Raw genomic sequence first — 15923 nt, 5'->3', positions numbered from 1 at the left:
GCAGTAAAGCTTACTCATCATTCTGGAGCTACAGTTAAAGCTATAGCAGAAGCATTGGGTATTCATCCTTAAAAAGTTGAAAAAAGAATGTTTTTAATATTAAAATCTTGCTTTAACCGATCCGAAGGGCTTTATAAAACTGTTTAAAGTCAGCCTGTTATCTTTTTTAAAAAATTAGATTAATGATAAGGAATAAAAAATGAATAAATTATCTGTAAAACTATTTATTGGCTTTCTAATTCTATTCTCACACTTGTCCTATGCCACAATTCCTTATGTCGGCAGCGACGGAAAAACCTTTCCGTCGTTATCACCCATGTTAAAGAAAATTAACCCTGCGGTAGTCAATATAGCAACCTATTCAACGCTGAGACAAAATTATAATCCATTATTAAATGATCCTTTTTTCAGACATTTTTTTAATCTTCCCGAGCAGCCTAAACAACCAGAACGCCAACAAAAAAAACGTCAGCAAAGCGCCGGTTCAGGTGTGATAGTTAATGCTGATGATGGTGTTGTGATGACCAATTATCATGTAATTAAGAACGCAGACGAGATACGCGTTTCATTAATAGATGGTCGCAGCTTTAAAGCTAAATTAGTGGGAAGCGATCCGGAATTAGATATTGCCATTTTGGAGATAGATGCTGACAATTTGATTCAAGTAAATATAGCGGACTCAAGCAGACTTGAAGTTGGCGATTTTGTTGTTGCCATTGGTAATCCGTTTGGTTTGGGACAAACAGTCACTACTGGCATTGTAAGTGCCTTAGGACGAAGCGGGTTAGGTATCGAAGGATATGAAAATTTCATCCAAACAGATGCATCGATTAATCCGGGGAATTCAGGCGGTGCCTTAGTGAATTTAGCTGGCGAACTGGTCGGCATAAATACGGCAATTATCGCACCTTCAGGCGGGAATGTAGGAATTGGCTTTGCCATCCCTACCAATATGGCTAAAGCCAGTATGGTTCAAATCATCGAGCATGGTGAAGTGCGTCGTGGACATATAGGAATCGGCATCCAGGATATTACCCCTGCTCTACGTGAAGCTTTCGATCTGAAAAACGGACAGCGTGGCGTACTAGTGACTAATGTAGTAAAGGGTTCACCTGCAGAGAAAGCTGGGATTAAATCCGGTGATATTATTTTGCAGGTTGACGGGAAGATCAGCGCATCAACAGGGCAGCTTCGCAGTCGTATAGGCATTAAAGCAATTGGCGAAAAAGTTAAATTAACATTGTTACGTGATGGTGATAAAACACAACTCACAGTCAAAATCGGCAAGCCGCAATTTACTGTAAATAGTCAGAGTCGATTACATTCATTGTTAGAGGGCGCGCAGTTTGAAAATGACCCTGAAGGTAATGGTGTTGTTGTTACGCGATTAGCACCAAATTCAGCAGCTGCATACAGCGGTTTACGCACAGGAGATCTGATCGTTGCAGTGAACAGACGCCGAGTTTACGATTTAAGTACGTTAAGTCAGGCTTTAGAGCACAGCAAGAACTCCATATTACTGCAAATAAATCGCGGAGGTGGTTCGCTGTTTCTGGTTATTCAGTAGAGACTCTGTAACTTAAGGCGATTATTGAAGCTCAGTTCAGGTTTACTCTCAAACTACTTGAAGCAGCAAATTCCTGCATCCTCAAGTAGTTTGGGCTATCAGCGACTCAGCTTGGCATGCGCTGTTTTCTATTGCGGTTGGCAGAATGACTGTTTCGCTTGCTTATCATTTACATGTCGTCAGGCTGAACTGCAACACTGAAAGTTACGGCGCACGTTACAAGCGAAAGCTGTTGCTGTTGCTGGGAAATTGGAATTTTATCCTGCTTTAGTGTTCGGTTTTATCTTTATACTCACACAGATCTTCAATTAAGCATGAACCACAACGCGGTTTGCGGGCGATACAGGTATAGCGGCCGTGTAAAATAAGCCAGTGATGCACATCCACTTTAAACTCGGCAGGAATCACTTTTAACAGCTTTTCTTCAACTTGATCGACATTTTTTCCCACTGCGAGCTTAGTGCGGTTAGCAACACGGAAAATATGGGTATCAACAGCAATGGTTGGCCAGCCAAAGGCGGTATTTAATACTACATTTGCTGTTTTTCTTCCGACACCCGGTAATGCTTGTAGCGCTTCTCTATTTTCAGGTACCTGGCTATGGTGTAATTCAATCAGCATATTGCAGGTTTTAATAACATTGCTCGCTTTGCTATTAAACAGGCCGATGGTTTTAATATAGTGTTTTAATCCATCAATACCTAAAGCTGCAATTGCTTCAGGCGTATTAGCAACCGGATAGAGTTTATCTGTGGCTTTATTAACGCTTACATCGGTTGCTTGTGCGGATAAAATAACCGCAATCAGTAACTCAAAGGGGGAGCTGTAATTAAGCTCGGTTTGCGGTTTTGGATTTTCGGCGCGCAGACGAGTTAATATCTCACGCCGTTTTTCTTTGTTCACTGTTTTACAACCCGTTGGTCAATGAGATTTTTTAAAGCAATGATCAAACCCATAATGATAAAAGCACCGGGTGGTAGGGCCGCCAATAAAAAGGTGGTATCTGTGTGATAAAGGATGATAGTTAAATCTTGTGCCCAGTCACCTAACAGGGTTTCGATACCGTCAAAGAGCGTGCCTTGTGCTAAAATTTCTCGACTTGCACCTAATAAAATAAGCACTGCGCTGAAACCCAGTCCCATCATCAGACCATCAAAAGCGGCATGTTTAACACTGTTTTTGGATGCAAACGCCTCTGCCCGGCCAATAATAATACAGTTGGTGACGATCAGCGGGATGAAAATACCCAGTGAAAGGTATAATTCATAGGTAAATGCATTCATAAGCAGCTGTACACAGGTTACTAATGAAGCAATGATCATAACAAAAACAGGAATGCGAATCGCTTGTGGCACATAAGCGCGAATTAGCGAGACTAGACTGTTTGATGCGACTAAAACAAACAGTGTTGCTATCGCTAAACCAAGTGCATTGGTTACTGTATTGGTGACGGCAAGTAGTGGACACAAACCAAGCAACTGTACAATGCCGGGATTGTTTTTCCATAAACCTTGCCAGGCAAGCTCTTTGTAAACAGCTGCTTGTTCACTTTTACTTTCATCTTGTGTTGCGGTTTGTTGTATCGAATCACTCATTGGTCTTCTCCGCAGTTTGCTTGCTGCTTGAAAAGGTTATATTTATTATTTTCAAAATAGATTAAGGCATTTTTAACGGCAAAAATAACCGCTCTTGGGGTAATGGTTGCCCCTGTAAAGGCATCAAAATCACCACCATTTTTATTTACTTCCCAGCGATGATCCTGCGATTGCTGATAAGACTTATCATTAAATGAGAAAATCCAATCTGATTTATTTGTTTGAATTTTATCTCCCAGCCCGGGGGTTTCCGTGTGGCGAATAACACGTACACCTGCAAGCTGCCCATTTTCATAAATACCGATAGCCAGTTTTATCTCCCCCGCATAACCGCGAAAGCTGCTGGTTTCTAACATTAGCGCGACAGGCAGATGCTCTTTTTTAGCGATAAAGACCTGTTGTGACTGTCCCTTGCCCAGTAAATCATCTTTTACTGTAAAACAACTGGCAAAAATATCGTTATCATATGATTCAGCGGGAATAAGTTGGTTGAGTGTTTTTAATAGCGCTTTTTGCTCCTGCAACTCTATTACCGGTTTGGTTAATACATTGACAATTGCCACTGCACCCGTGCAGATAATGGCAAATGCGGCTAATAAAAAAGCGTTACGGCTGATAGTTGAAATCATTTAAGCGCGTCTCCCATAAACTTTTTCCTGAGTGTAATAATCGATAGTTTTGGGTGTCGCCACGCACATGTAACCTGTTGTTATTGAAAACATCTAGTGACTTCTCCCATAAACCTTTGCTGGAGATGAGTAATTGATTGTTTTGGGTGTCGCCACGCACATGTAACCTGTTGTTATTAAAAACATTTAGTTAGCTCTCCCATAAACTTTCGGCTGAGTGTAATAATCGATTGTTTTGGGTGTCGCCACACACATGTAACCTGTTGTTATTAAAAACATTTAGTTAGCTCTCCCATAAACTTTTGGCTGAGTGTAATAATCGATAAAAGGAACACACATATTGCCAAGCAATACGGCAAATGCCACGGCATCGGGGTAACCACCAAGATTACGGATAATCACCACAATTAATGCGATTAATAAAGCGTAAAAAATTCGTCCCTTTACTGTTGTTGAAGCGGTAACGGGATCGGTTAAGATAAAAAATGCGCCGAGCATGGTTGCGCCAGAAAAAAGATGGAAAAGCGGCGATATATTAAGATCGGGATTGTAGGCAAAGGCGATAAAAGAAAAGACGCTGATACCGGTCAAAAAACTAACTGGGATATACCACTGAATGACGCGTTTGCATAATAAAACCAAACCACCGAGTAAAAAGCCAAGATTAACCCACTGAATAGCTTCCCAGGATGAGGCTTTATATTCAGGGCTATCGAATATTTCACTGATTGTATTACCTGCATGTAAGGCATTACGTGCTGTATCAAGCGGTGTTGCCATGGTTAAACCATCAATACTGATGCTAAGCTGTTTTACAGAGTAACCATCAAGGGTAAAACCTGTGAGCAGGGCGTTTATCTGATCCATTAATGTAAGTGAAAAGGGATGTAGTGATTGAACGGGAATCCAACTCGTCATCTGCACTGGAAAGGAGACAAGCAAAAGAACATAAGCGGCCATTGCGGGATTAAAAATATTTTGCCCAAGTCCGCCATATAATTGTTTTACAAATACAACCGCAAAAACAGTACCGATCACCACAACCCACCAGGGAGCGAGTGGTGGAATAGCAATAGCAATAAGTACAGCTGTTAACAGTGCGCTACCGTCTTTTAAGGTATGAATAATTGGGCGCTGTCGTAATATTAATATTACCCCTTCACTTATCAGGGCTACAATACCGGCAAGCACAATTTGTAATAGGTTGCCAAAGCCAAAAAAATAACTCTGCAAAAATATGCCCGGTATTAAACACAAGATCACCAATAACATGATCTGAGAAGTGCTTCGTCGGACGCGCTGATGTGGGGAACTTGAATTCATAAATGCCATTTTATTGATCCTTTTGCGCAGTTTTTTTCGCTTTTGCTTTGGCAATTGCGGCTGCTATTTTGGCTTTTCTATCGTCGCCAGCTGTTTGAGTTTTATCGGTAACTTGCTGCTTGGCTTGTATCGAATCCACTTCTTTATTTTCGGGTTGTTGTGACTGTTTCTGCTGCTTATGTAATCGCGCTTGCTCTTTACGCTTTTTACGTGCTTCTATAACGTCACTGTTATCAGGTTCGATTTTTTTATTTAAATCCTGCTGTTGCGATTCTGCTAATGCCTGTTTTTTAGCTTTGGCACGTGCAATGGCTGCTGCAACCGCATCTTTTTTACTGTCAGCAGGTTTTGTTTCGCTATTTTCTGCTAATACCTGTTTCTTAGCTTTGGCACGTGCAATGGCCGCTGCAACCGCATCTTTTTTACTATCAGCTGGTTTTGTTTCGCTATTTTCGGCTGATGCTTGTTTTTTAGCTTTGGCACGTGCAATGGCTACTGCAACTGCGTCTTTTTTATTATCAGCAGGTTTTGCTTCGTTATTTTCGGCCGATGCTGTTTTTTTAGCTTTGGCGCGCGCAATAGCGGCTGCAACTGCATCTTTTTTACTGTTTTTATCAACATCGGCTAGTGTTGCTGCTGTATTTTCTGAGCTTGCCGCTTTTTTAGCTTTAGCGCGGGCAAGTGCTGCTGCGACTAAATCTTCACCACCATTTATCTCTTTTAACTGTTGTTTACGTTTTTCGGCCGCTTCTTTATGTTTTGCCTGGCGTTCTAATTTTGCTTGCGCCAGTCGCGCTTCGCGATTTTCAAATCGAATTCGTGCAATTTCAGTCTTTTTCGCCTCTTGTTTGGCGCTGTTTATTTCCGCTTTTGCGACGCGGTAATATTCAACTAAGGGAATATGGCTAGGGCAAACAAAAGCACATGCACCACATTCAATACAGGAAGAGAGGTTGTACTCATTTAATTTGTTGTGATCTTTACCTTGTGAGTACCACAAAAGCTGTTGTGGTAATAACTGCGCAGGGCAAACGTGCGCGCACTCACCACAGCGAATACAGGGCATTTCAGGTGGTGAGTCAGGCATCTCCTGCAGGGTCGGGGCAAGAATACAATTACAGGTTTTTGTTACAGGAATATCACCATGGCTGATGGAAAAGCCCATCATCGGACCGCCAATAATCAGTTTTTGCAGGGGTTCAATATTGTGCCAGTATTTATCTAACAGGTATTGAATTGGAGTGCCGAGACGCACACTGATATTGCCTTTCTTTTGAAAAGCATCACCCGTTATCGTTACAATACGCGAGATAAGTGGTTTGCCATCAATAACAGCCTCTTTAATCGCAAAAACGGTACCGACATTTTGCATTACAATGCCTAGCTCAGTAGGGTGTTTGCCAAGCGGTGTTTGCTGTCCGCTTATAATCTCAATTAACTGTTTTTCACTGCCCGATGGATAGCGTGTGGCAATGCTGCGAATAATTATCTTTGTTTGTGGTGTTTTCTGGCTTTTTTGCAGTGCCAGGTTTAACGCTTCAATCGCTTCAGGTTTATTATCTTCAACTGCAATCACAGTTAATGCCGGTTTAAGAATATGCTGCAGAACATGGATTCCGGCAATGATTTCATCGCCATGTTCCTGCATTAAACGATCATCTGCGGTGATATAGGGTTCACATTCAACTGCATTGATAATAAGCAGTTTAATGCCCTCTGGGTGCGTTAGCTTTAAATGGCTAGGGAAACCTGCACCGCCTAATCCGACAATGCCCGCATTCTGAATTTTTTCAACTAAGAGCGGGTTTGCTTGAGTTTTATAATTTTCACACTTTTTATATGCAATGCTTCTATCTAAACCGTCTGTTGCAATTACAACGGATAAAACAGGCTGGCCGGACGGATGAAGATCGGTACGTTTTTCTATGGCACTAATAACACCCGAGCTACTTGCATGCTGCACTACCATTGCAGCATATACTTTCGTTAACGCTTGTCCTTTTAATACCAGATCACCGATTTTAACTAATAGTTCCGGGATGTGACCTTTATGTTCAATAGCAATTACTAAAAAGGGGGGAATCCCCGCATCTCTAATAACCGCTTGATTACTTTGCAGCTTATTTTCTTGAGGATGAATGCCGCCATGAAAAGACCACTGCTTTCCTGATGAGATTTCGGCGAGTTGCTCTTCACTGAGCAGGTTAATAGGTTTTGTTATCATGCTAGCGCTCAGTGCTGGTTTTGGTTGGTATAAGGTTAAGATTCCATTGCCAATTTTGTGTGCTTAAAGCAATCGGGACCATATCAATACAATCAGTCGGGCAAGGTGCAACACAAAGCTCGCAGCCGGTACATTCATCACTGATTACCGTATGCATCTGTCTGGTTGCTCCTAAAATGGCATCAACAGGGCAGGCTTGAATACACTTAGTGCAGCCGATACATTGATCTTCACGAATAAAGGCCAGTAATTTAGGTTTCTGTTCACCTTCTAAATCTTGCGGTTCGATGCCCATACGTTCCGCCAGTTGACGCATCACAGCTTCACCACCCGGTGGACATTTATTAATATCCTCACCGTCGGCAATGGCTTGAGCATAAGGTTTACAACCCGGATAACCACACTGGCCACACTGTGTTTGCGGTAAAATGGCATCTAGTTCTTCAACAATAGGATCGGCTTTTACTTTAAAACGTAATGAGGAATAGCCTAATATAGAGCCAAAAATAGCACCTAAAATCCCGAGTGTAAAAATGGCGATTGCAATACTGGTTATCATCTAGTTTATTCCGTTTGCTTTAATTTATTACTTAATAAGACCGGTAAAGCCCATAAAGGCAAGTGACATTAAACCTGCGGTGATCATCGCAATCGATGCGCCCTTAAAAGGAAGCGGTACATCGGAGGTAGCTAAGCGTTCGCGCATTGAAGAAAAAAGCACTAATACCAGAGAGAAACCGATACCCGCACTAAAGCCGTAAATAATTGATTCGACAAAATCATGATTTTCATTAATGTTAAGCAGTGCTAAACCTAAAATGGCACAGTTGGTAGTGATCAGAGGTAAAAATATACCCAATAAACGATATAGAGTAGGACTGGTTTTATGTATCACCATTTCAGTAAACTGCACCACAACCGCGATCACCAGAATAAAGCTTAATGTCTGCAGATACATTAACTCAAGCGGGAGTAGCAGATAAGTATTCACAATATACGAAAGTGCTGCGGTTAACGTTAAAACAAAGGTGGTCGCAAATGACATGCCAACAGCGGTTTCAACTTTATTTGAAACCCCCATAAACGGGCATAAACCTAAAAATTTTACTAATACGAAGTTATTAACCAGCACTGTACCGAAAAACAGTAAAATATAGTCGCTCATAAGAATTTAATTCCACTACCAATATAGGTGTATTTTGCGGGCCCGAAAGAGCTCGCTATGATAACAATAAAATAGCAGATAATCAGTGGAAAAATAGCAGGATAGGGAGTTATCTTGTTCTGAGTATCAGGCCGAGCCCTGAAATAGCAGTTTCCAAGAGGCTTGGCTGTTATCGAACTGTGAAGTGCATCGTTTTTATGAGCTAATCTACAGCGATAGTAACTACTATCGCTATAAATTCCCACTAAAACAGCTTCCTAAAATTGCAACTACAAAAAATAAAAAACGTAATAAAACAGATGTTTTTTAACACTTAATATTCACCTGAATTGAAATTTGATTTATATCAATACTCAACATATAGTGTTATGTATGATTCGCGTCCACAATATATTGTGTTTTCTGTTTTTTTATTGGAGCCCTGTTATGAAACCTGTTGTTATTAAACGAGATGGTAGCCAAGTCCCTTTTAATGCCCTACGTATCGCTGAAGCCATTTTAAAAGCATCAGGTGCAGCGCGCTGTAAAGGTGTTGATGCATTTGCTATTGCTAATGAAGTTGAGAGCCAATTACAAGGCCAGGTTGAAGTCGATATTCATGATATCCAAGATGCGGTTGAAGTGTGTCTGATGCAAAGCGGTCATACAGAGCTTGCCCGTGTTTATATCGAATATCGTCATGACAGAGATGTGGCGCGAGAGCGTAAAAGCCAACTTAACAGTGAAATTTATGGTCTGATTGAACAGAGCAATGCTTCACTACTTAATGAAAACGCCAATAAAGACAGTAAAGTGATTCCGACACAACGTGATTTGCTGGCAGGTATTGTTGCTAAACATTATGCTAAATCACATATTTTACCGCGTGATGTTGTGCGCGCTCATGATAAAGGTGAACTGCATTATCACGATTTAGATTATGCCCCGTTTTTCCCTATGTTTAACTGTATGTTAATCGATATTAAAGGGATGTTTACCCAAGGTTTTAAAATGGGTAATGCAGAAATTGAAGAGCCGAAATCAATCTCAACGGCAACAGCAGTTACAGCACAAATTATCGCCCAGGTAGCCAGCCATATTTACGGCGGCACCACGATTAACGGCATCGATACTACGCTTGCGCCTTATGTATCTAAAAGTTACCAAAAACATTTAGCAACAGCAGAAGAGTGGGGCATTGCTGAACCGCAAGCTTATGCAACGCAGCAGACAGAAAAAGAGTGTTTTAATGCATTCCAATCTCTTGAATATGAAGTCAATACACTGCACACAGCAAACGGACAAACACCTTTTGTGACTTTTGGTTTCGGTTTGGGTACAAGTTGGGAAGCACGTTTAATTCAAGAGTCAATCTTCAAAATTCGTATTGCCGGTTTAGGTAAAAACCGTAAAACGGCTATTTTCCCTAAATTAGTGTTTGCGATAAAAGATGGCGTAAACCATAAAAGCACAGATCAAAATTACGATATTAAACAGCTGGCGCTAAAATGTGCTTCAAAACGTATGTATCCTGATATTTTAAACTTTGATAAAGTGGTTGAAGTGACAGGCTCATTTAAAACGCCAATGGGTTGCCGCAGTTTCTTAGGCACTTACGAAGAAAACAATGAACTGATCCATGACGGTCGTAATAACCTTGGTGTGGTAAGTCTTAACTTACCTCGCATTGCCTTGGAAGCAGGTGGTGACGAGCAAGCCTTTTACAAATTATTAGATAGCCGTTTAAATATGGCTAAAAAAGGATTAGATACACGTATTGAACGTTTATCTGAAGTAAAAGCGAGTGTAGCGCCTATTTTGTATATGGAAGGTGCTTGTGGTGTACGTTTAAAAGCTGATGATTGTGTTGCTGAGATCTTTAAAAATGGCCGTGCTTCTATCTCACTCGGTTATATCGGTTTACATGAAGCAATTAATGCGCTGCACGGCTCTGATGGTCATCTGTTTGATGATAAAGAGAAGCAGGAAAAAGCGATTGCGATGATCCGTTACTTAAAACAAGCAGTGGATCGTTGGACAAAAGAGACGGGTTACGGCTTTAGCTTATACTCAACACCTTCTGAAAACTTATGTGACCGTTTCTGCCGTTTAGATGCAAAACAGTTCGGTGTTTTAGAAGGCGTAACTGACAAAGGTTATTACACCAACAGCTTCCATTTAGATGTTGAAAAATCAGTAAACCCTTACGATAAACTGGATTTTGAAATGCCTTACCCTGAAATCGCCACCGGTGGTTTTATCTGTTACGGCGAATATCCAAATATGCAGCATAACCTTAAAGCGTTAGAAGATGTCTGGGATTACAGTTATTCGCGTGTGCCTTACTACGGCACCAATACGCCAATTGATGAGTGTTATGAGTGTGGCTTTAATGGTGAGTTTGACTGCACCAGCAAAGGCTTTGTCTGCCCGAGTTGCGGTAATTCTGATTCAGAAAAAGTAGCGGTTACCCGCCGTGTCTGCGGTTATTTAGGCAGCCCGGATGCACGCCCGTTTAATGAAGGTAAGCAGGAAGAGGTTAAGCGTCGCGTTAAGCACCTTTAGATTATTGCCATTTCGTCCTATTTTATTGTCAAAAGTGCTCATTTATACTTATAAACTGCGCGCTTTTTGCTCAAACTAGAACGAAATGACTGCTATCTGAATAGTTACATTAATCCAATATCTTGTAAAAAACACCCCGCATACAGTGGGGTGTTTTTGTTTTAGGAGCCCCGTATGAATTACAGTAAATATTACCCGATTGATGTCTTAAATGGTGAGGGCACCCGTTGTTCCCTGTTTGTTTCCGGCTGTATTCATAACTGCAAGGGCTGTTATAACCAGTCCACCTGGTCGCCTGATGCCGGCGAACTGTTTACCGATCAGCTTGCCGAACAAATTATTAAAGATCTTAACGATACCCGTATTAAACGACAGGGGTTAACCCTGTCGGGTGGCGATCCGCTGCACCCTGCGAATACCGAACAGGTATTAAAGCTTATTAAACGTGTTAAAGCTGAATGTGCCGGTAAAAATATCTGGATCTGGACTGGCTATCTGTTGGCAGATCTGAATCCTCAACAAAAAGAGATTGTGGATCTGATTGATGTGTTAATTGACGGCAAGTTTATTCAGGAGTTGGCTGAGCCAAACCTGCAATGGCGCGGCAGTTCTAATCAGGTTGTTCACCGTTTTGATAAAAACTCCAGCTAAATAATCTCAACTCGGGATAAGAAAATCGATACAGTGCAGCTATTTTTAGCTGCTTCTGCGTTAAATCAGCCAGCTATTGCACTAATTGAGGATGCGGGCTGTAATGCTTTTTAGATAACAGTTATTGGCCGGATTTTCGTCGTAACTGCTGCGAGTTCACCCTCGAATTATGGTTACTCTGCAGTCAGCTTTTTTCTTCCTCATCATATTGACTTAGAGAGTAATTTGATTTATGTGGATCAATGCCTTGGCTTTCAAACTCTTTCTGAGTGATCTCATCTTCCCGGTATTTGGAACAATGCGCACCAATATCATAGCGCTGATAGAGCTTATTATCTCTCTCCACCACTCTCATATCGCTTCCACCTTGGTATAAAACTTTATCCATATTTAAAGTCCCCGAGTGTTATTGTATAAAGTCAAAAGTATATTGATCAGAAAACACCGGATCAAATACTTTATTGGCGATAACCTATACGGTCAATCAGGGCTAAATTGATTACTCCGCCTTTGCTGATCAGGTTCTTGACATTCTTAATCAGCATTAGTTGATGAAAATGCTGAGCAGATGACTAGGCTGGCAATGATTTTTTATAGTTTAAACGGAGTTGCGATGTATTTAATAAGAGTAATGTCAGCCATTATCTGTTCGCTTTTTATAATCACTTCAGCCTGCGCGGAAAACAGGGCGCGTGCTGTGTACGAAAAACCTGGCAGTGCAATTGAAGCTGTAATAAAAAAAGAGCTTAAAACATCTGACAGCATTGAATCGGTAGTGACATTGATCAATGAAAATTTTCATCTCTCAGAGCCGCTTGATATTGTCTTTGGTGGTGAAGAGGGCCCGCTTTATGACAGCGAAGAAAACAAAATTCTTATCCCATACTCCTTTGTGCAGGAGGTGAAGCAGCGATTTATTGCTGCAAACTATTCAGAAACAGGTGTAAGCGCGACTGACGCAACACTGGATGCCTTGATGCATACCTTATTTCATGAGCTGGCCCACGCACTGGTCTTTATGTATGAACTGCCCGTGGTTGGAAAAGAGGAGGATGCAGCAGACGGGCTTGCCACCGTATTGCTGATTGATCTGTTTGAGGACGGACAAGAGATATCGATTAGCGCGGCAGACTTGTTTGATTTGGAGAGTGAGGATATAGAGGAGTTTGCAGAAGGAGATTTCTGGGATGAGCACAGCTTGGATATCCAAAGGTATTACAGTACGCTCTGTTACGTCTATGGCAGCGGTCCTAATAAGTATGCTTACTTATCGAAGCAAGCTGATTTTTCCCAGGAGAGAGCCGAGCTTTGCATAGAAGAGTATGAAAACAGATCAAAGAGTTGGATTTTATTACTTAAACCATATTTCAAGAATTATGAGGTAAGCCAGACAAGTCGTTGTAATTGATCCGATCTAGTAGACACCCTAATTTAACAAGGAGATACCTGCATATAAAACAGGGGTAAACTATCGATCCTATACTTAACATTTAGCGCTAATGAATAATAAGGTCTACTTGGAGGCATAGTTATGAAACGTTTATGGTTAGTATTATTTGTTTTTTGTTCATGTAATCTGGTTGCTGATGACATATCTAAACTTTATGAAGATAAAGAAAATCTGCAGTACGATGATCTCGTGGTTGATGTTAAAGGGTATAAAGTCCCTACGCAAGCAGCGTTTAAAGGTTGGATTTTATTAAATCACGCCGAAGATAAAATACAAGGTATCGCGGATTATTTCCGTGCTGAAGGCATTGAGGTGAGCATGCCGTTGTATTTGATATTATTGCAAGGGACCGACTGGGTGATGAATAACACCTCTTTATTTACCCTGCCGAATAAAAAACATCTGCCTGATATGGTTAATACGATTAAATTTATTCAGCAGTATATTGAACCAGAAATTGGCATTGTTATCCCAGTATCTGGTGAGCGTACCTCTATTTATAACAATAATGCGGGGGGAGCGGCTCGCAGTAAACATCTTAATTTTTGTGCCTTAGATATGGTGCCTCTTGAAGATATTAATCGCCAGGATTTACATAAAAAACTTAATGCTATCCACAAAAAATACGGCGCTAAATATAAAGTAGGGTTAGGGTTATATTCTGGTGTGCGCTTTCACATTGATACTTGTGGATACCGTGCCTGGTAAGGATAAAACGCTATATATTATGCTATGGAATACCTTTATGGGTAATAAATACAGGTATTCCATATAATTATTCTGTACATCTATCTGATTTGTGGTGTTGCTTATTACTCAAGTAGAGGAGTGGCTCTCAAAACAGATGACTGTGAGCGCTTAACAATTGCTCAAATCAATTATTACCTCACAGCGCTTGTCTTTATTCTTAAGCACTGATTGCACTATGCTCCATGAAATATTAATCTACTCCTGATAGGTTGTTTCGGCCGAAAATTAAATTTTTCCTAACTTTATTAAATAAGACTAGACTTAAAGATGAGCGATAAAAATCCCCCTCAAACAGGTAATGAATCAGCAACGATTGAGCGATCTGAAACAAGACTGGTTCCACCCTCTATGTATAATGTGTTGTTACATAATGATGATTATACGCCGATGGATTTTGTGATTGATGTGTTGCAGTGCTTTTTCCGCTTAGATAACGAATCTGCAACCGAAGTTATGCTCAATGTTCATTATAAACAGGTCGGTATTTGTGGCACATTTACAGCCGAAATAGCAGAAACCAAAGTGGCACAAGTAATGAATTATGCGAAACAAAATGAACATCCTCTACGATGTTCGATGGAAAAAGAATCATAAATATGGCAAAAGTTCGCTCAGTAATTAACTCTCCAGGAGGCGTTTATGTTAGATAAAGCGTTAGAAAACAGTTTAGATTTAGCCTTCCATTTTGCCTTTGAAAAATCGCATGAATTTATGACGGTAGAGCACTTGTTGCTTGCTCTATTGGAAAATGATGAAATTAAAACATTATTAACGGCATGCTCTGTTGATCTGGTATCTCTACATATCGAGATTGTTACATTCTTAGAAAGCATACCTTCAATACCTGAAGTACAAACACAAAAGATTGAAATTCAACCAACTATTGCTTTTGAACGTGTTTTACAGCGCGCTATTTTTCATGTGCAGTCATCTGGCAGTACCGAAGTATCGGCCGCTAGTGTACTGGTTGCTATTTTTAGTGAGCAGGAATCTCAAGCAGTCTTTTTCTTGAAAAAAGCACATCTTTCCCGCTTAGATGTGGTCAATTATATTTCTCATGGCATCACTAAGTCGGCGGATTCGGCTCCTGAGTTTTTTCAGGAGCAAGTAAACAATGAAACTGTTATTGAACAAACAGAAGAGATGCCTTTTACCATCAATTTAAATGAACAGGTCGAGGCTGGCATTATTGATCCGCTTATTGGACGTGATAAAGAGGTCGAGCGTTGTGTGCAGATTTTATGTCGTCGCCGTAAAAACAATCCGTTATTAGTGGGGGAAGCGGGTGTCGGTAAAACGGCTATTGCTGAAGGGCTGGCGTATCGTATCGTTAATAAAAATGTACCTGATGTTATTGAAGATAATATTATTTATTCGCTTGATATGGGCGCGTTGCTGGCGGGAACAAAATACCGAGGTGAATTTGAGCAGCGTTTTAAAACGGTATTAACTCAACTGGAAGAGCAAGATAATGCCATTTTATTTATTGATGAAATTCATACCATTATCGGAGCAGGGGCGGCAACGGGGGGGCAGCTTGATGCGGCCAATTTATTAAAACCATTATTAAGTGGCGGTAAACTACGCTGTATGGGCTCGACGACTTATAAAGAGTTTGGTCAGATCTTTGAAAAGGAGCATGCATTGGCGCGACGTTTCCAAAAAGTCGATGTGCTTGAACCCTCAATAAAAGAGACCGGACAAATATTATTAGGTTTACGCTCGCGTTATGAAAAGCATCATCAAGTTCGTTATACCAATAAAGCCTTAATGGCCGCTGCTGAACTTAGTGCAAAATATATTAACGATCGTCATCTTCCTGATAAAGCGATTGATGTGATCGATGAGGCGGGCTCGCAAATGCGTTTACTGCCGCCAAGTAAACGTAAAAAAACCATTGGTGTATTAGAAATTGAAAGCATTATAGCTAAAATTGCACGTATCCCACAAAAATCGGTGACCAGTTCAGATAAAGATCAATTGGCTAAATTACCTGAGCGTTTAAAAATGACCGTATTTGGTCAA

15 protein-coding genes are annotated in these 15923 nt (G+C 40.8%); 7 read left to right on the top strand and 8 right to left on the bottom strand.

Going from position 1 to position 15923, the window contains the following annotated elements; genetic code table 11:
- Positions 1 to 199: 199 nt before the first annotated feature.
- Positions 200 to 1567 (top strand): DegQ family serine endoprotease, encoded by a 1368-nt coding sequence (locus AC4GME_RS03325; protein WP_490378634.1) that lies wholly within the window; start codon positions 200 to 202, stop codon positions 1565 to 1567.
- Between the two features lie 267 nt (positions 1568 to 1834).
- Here AC4GME_RS03325 and nth read toward each other — a convergent pair whose 3' ends face one another.
- The 7 genes from nth to rsxA form a co-directional block, all read right to left on the bottom strand.
- Complete coding sequence (gene nth / locus AC4GME_RS03320) at positions 1835 to 2470, bottom strand: endonuclease III (RefSeq protein ID WP_490378633.1); 636 nt, start codon at positions 2468 to 2470, stop codon at positions 1835 to 1837.
- On the bottom strand, positions 2467 to 3162 hold the full coding sequence (locus AC4GME_RS03315; protein ID WP_490378632.1) for an electron transport complex subunit E: 696 nt from the start codon (positions 3160 to 3162) through the stop codon (positions 2467 to 2469). Before AC4GME_RS03315 ends, nth begins: the two co-directional genes overlap by 4 nt.
- On the bottom strand, positions 3159 to 3791 hold the full coding sequence (gene rsxG, locus AC4GME_RS03310) for an electron transport complex subunit RsxG (protein WP_490379008.1): 633 nt from the start codon (positions 3789 to 3791) through the stop codon (positions 3159 to 3161). The genes AC4GME_RS03315 and rsxG overlap by 4 nt, the downstream gene beginning before the upstream one ends.
- Before the next feature lie 279 nt (positions 3792 to 4070).
- Positions 4071 to 5123 carry an electron transport complex subunit RsxD gene (gene rsxD / locus AC4GME_RS03305; protein ID WP_490377192.1) on the bottom strand — a complete coding sequence of 351 codons (1053 nt, stop codon included), beginning with the start codon at positions 5121 to 5123 and terminating at the stop codon, positions 4071 to 4073.
- Between the two features lies 1 nt (position 5124).
- Positions 5125 to 7338 (bottom strand): electron transport complex subunit RsxC, encoded by a 2214-nt coding sequence (gene rsxC, locus AC4GME_RS03300; protein ID WP_490379007.1) that lies wholly within the window; start codon positions 7336 to 7338, stop codon positions 5125 to 5127.
- A 1-nt stretch (position 7339) separates the two neighbouring features.
- The gene (gene rsxB / locus AC4GME_RS03295; protein WP_490377190.1) at positions 7340 to 7897 is read right to left on the bottom strand and encodes an electron transport complex subunit RsxB; all 558 of its coding nucleotides are present in this window, start codon (positions 7895 to 7897) and stop codon (positions 7340 to 7342) included.
- Positions 7898 to 7924: 27 nt separating this feature from the next.
- Positions 7925 to 8503, bottom strand: a complete 579-nt coding sequence (rsxA, locus tag AC4GME_RS03290; RefSeq protein WP_490377189.1) for an electron transport complex subunit RsxA — start codon at positions 8501 to 8503, stop codon at positions 7925 to 7927.
- A 426-nt stretch (positions 8504 to 8929) separates the two neighbouring features.
- Here rsxA and nrdD point away from each other — a divergent pair, with 426 nt between their 5' ends.
- Together nrdD and nrdG are read left to right on the top strand one after the other, a co-directional pair.
- Positions 8930 to 11047 (top strand): anaerobic ribonucleoside-triphosphate reductase, encoded by a 2118-nt coding sequence (gene nrdD, locus AC4GME_RS03285; protein WP_490377188.1) that lies wholly within the window; start codon positions 8930 to 8932, stop codon positions 11045 to 11047.
- A 174-nt stretch (positions 11048 to 11221) separates the two neighbouring features.
- Positions 11222 to 11698: an anaerobic ribonucleoside-triphosphate reductase-activating protein gene (gene nrdG / locus AC4GME_RS03280; RefSeq protein ID WP_490377187.1), complete on the top strand. Its 477-nt coding sequence runs from the start codon at positions 11222 to 11224 to the stop codon at positions 11696 to 11698.
- Between the two features lie 184 nt (positions 11699 to 11882).
- On the opposite strand, the gene AC4GME_RS03275 is transcribed toward nrdG, so the two are convergent.
- On the bottom strand, positions 11883 to 12086 hold the full coding sequence (locus AC4GME_RS03275) for a hypothetical protein (RefSeq protein WP_490377186.1): 204 nt from the start codon (positions 12084 to 12086) through the stop codon (positions 11883 to 11885).
- A 225-nt stretch (positions 12087 to 12311) separates the two neighbouring features.
- On the opposite strand from AC4GME_RS03275, the gene AC4GME_RS03270 reads away from it, so the two are divergent.
- From AC4GME_RS03270 to AC4GME_RS03255, 4 genes are all read left to right on the top strand, one after another.
- The gene (locus tag AC4GME_RS03270) at positions 12312 to 13106 is read left to right on the top strand and encodes a DUF4344 domain-containing metallopeptidase (protein ID WP_490377185.1); all 795 of its coding nucleotides are present in this window, start codon (positions 12312 to 12314) and stop codon (positions 13104 to 13106) included.
- Between the two features lie 123 nt (positions 13107 to 13229).
- On the top strand, positions 13230 to 13856 hold the full coding sequence (locus AC4GME_RS03265; RefSeq protein ID WP_490377184.1) for a D-Ala-D-Ala carboxypeptidase family metallohydrolase: 627 nt from the start codon (positions 13230 to 13232) through the stop codon (positions 13854 to 13856).
- Between the two features lie 309 nt (positions 13857 to 14165).
- A complete protein-coding gene (clpS, locus tag AC4GME_RS03260; RefSeq protein ID WP_490377183.1) occupies positions 14166 to 14492 on the top strand; it encodes an ATP-dependent Clp protease adapter ClpS in 327 nt (108 codons plus the stop codon).
- 45 nt (positions 14493 to 14537) lie between these two features.
- Positions 14538 to 15923: Clp protease N-terminal domain-containing protein (locus tag AC4GME_RS03255; RefSeq protein ID WP_490379006.1), on the top strand; the 1386-nt coding region annotated here is incomplete at its 3' end.

The sequence above is a fragment of the Psychromonas sp. genome, from assembly GCF_983033635.1.
This window is presented reverse-complemented; position numbering and strand designations above follow the sequence as displayed.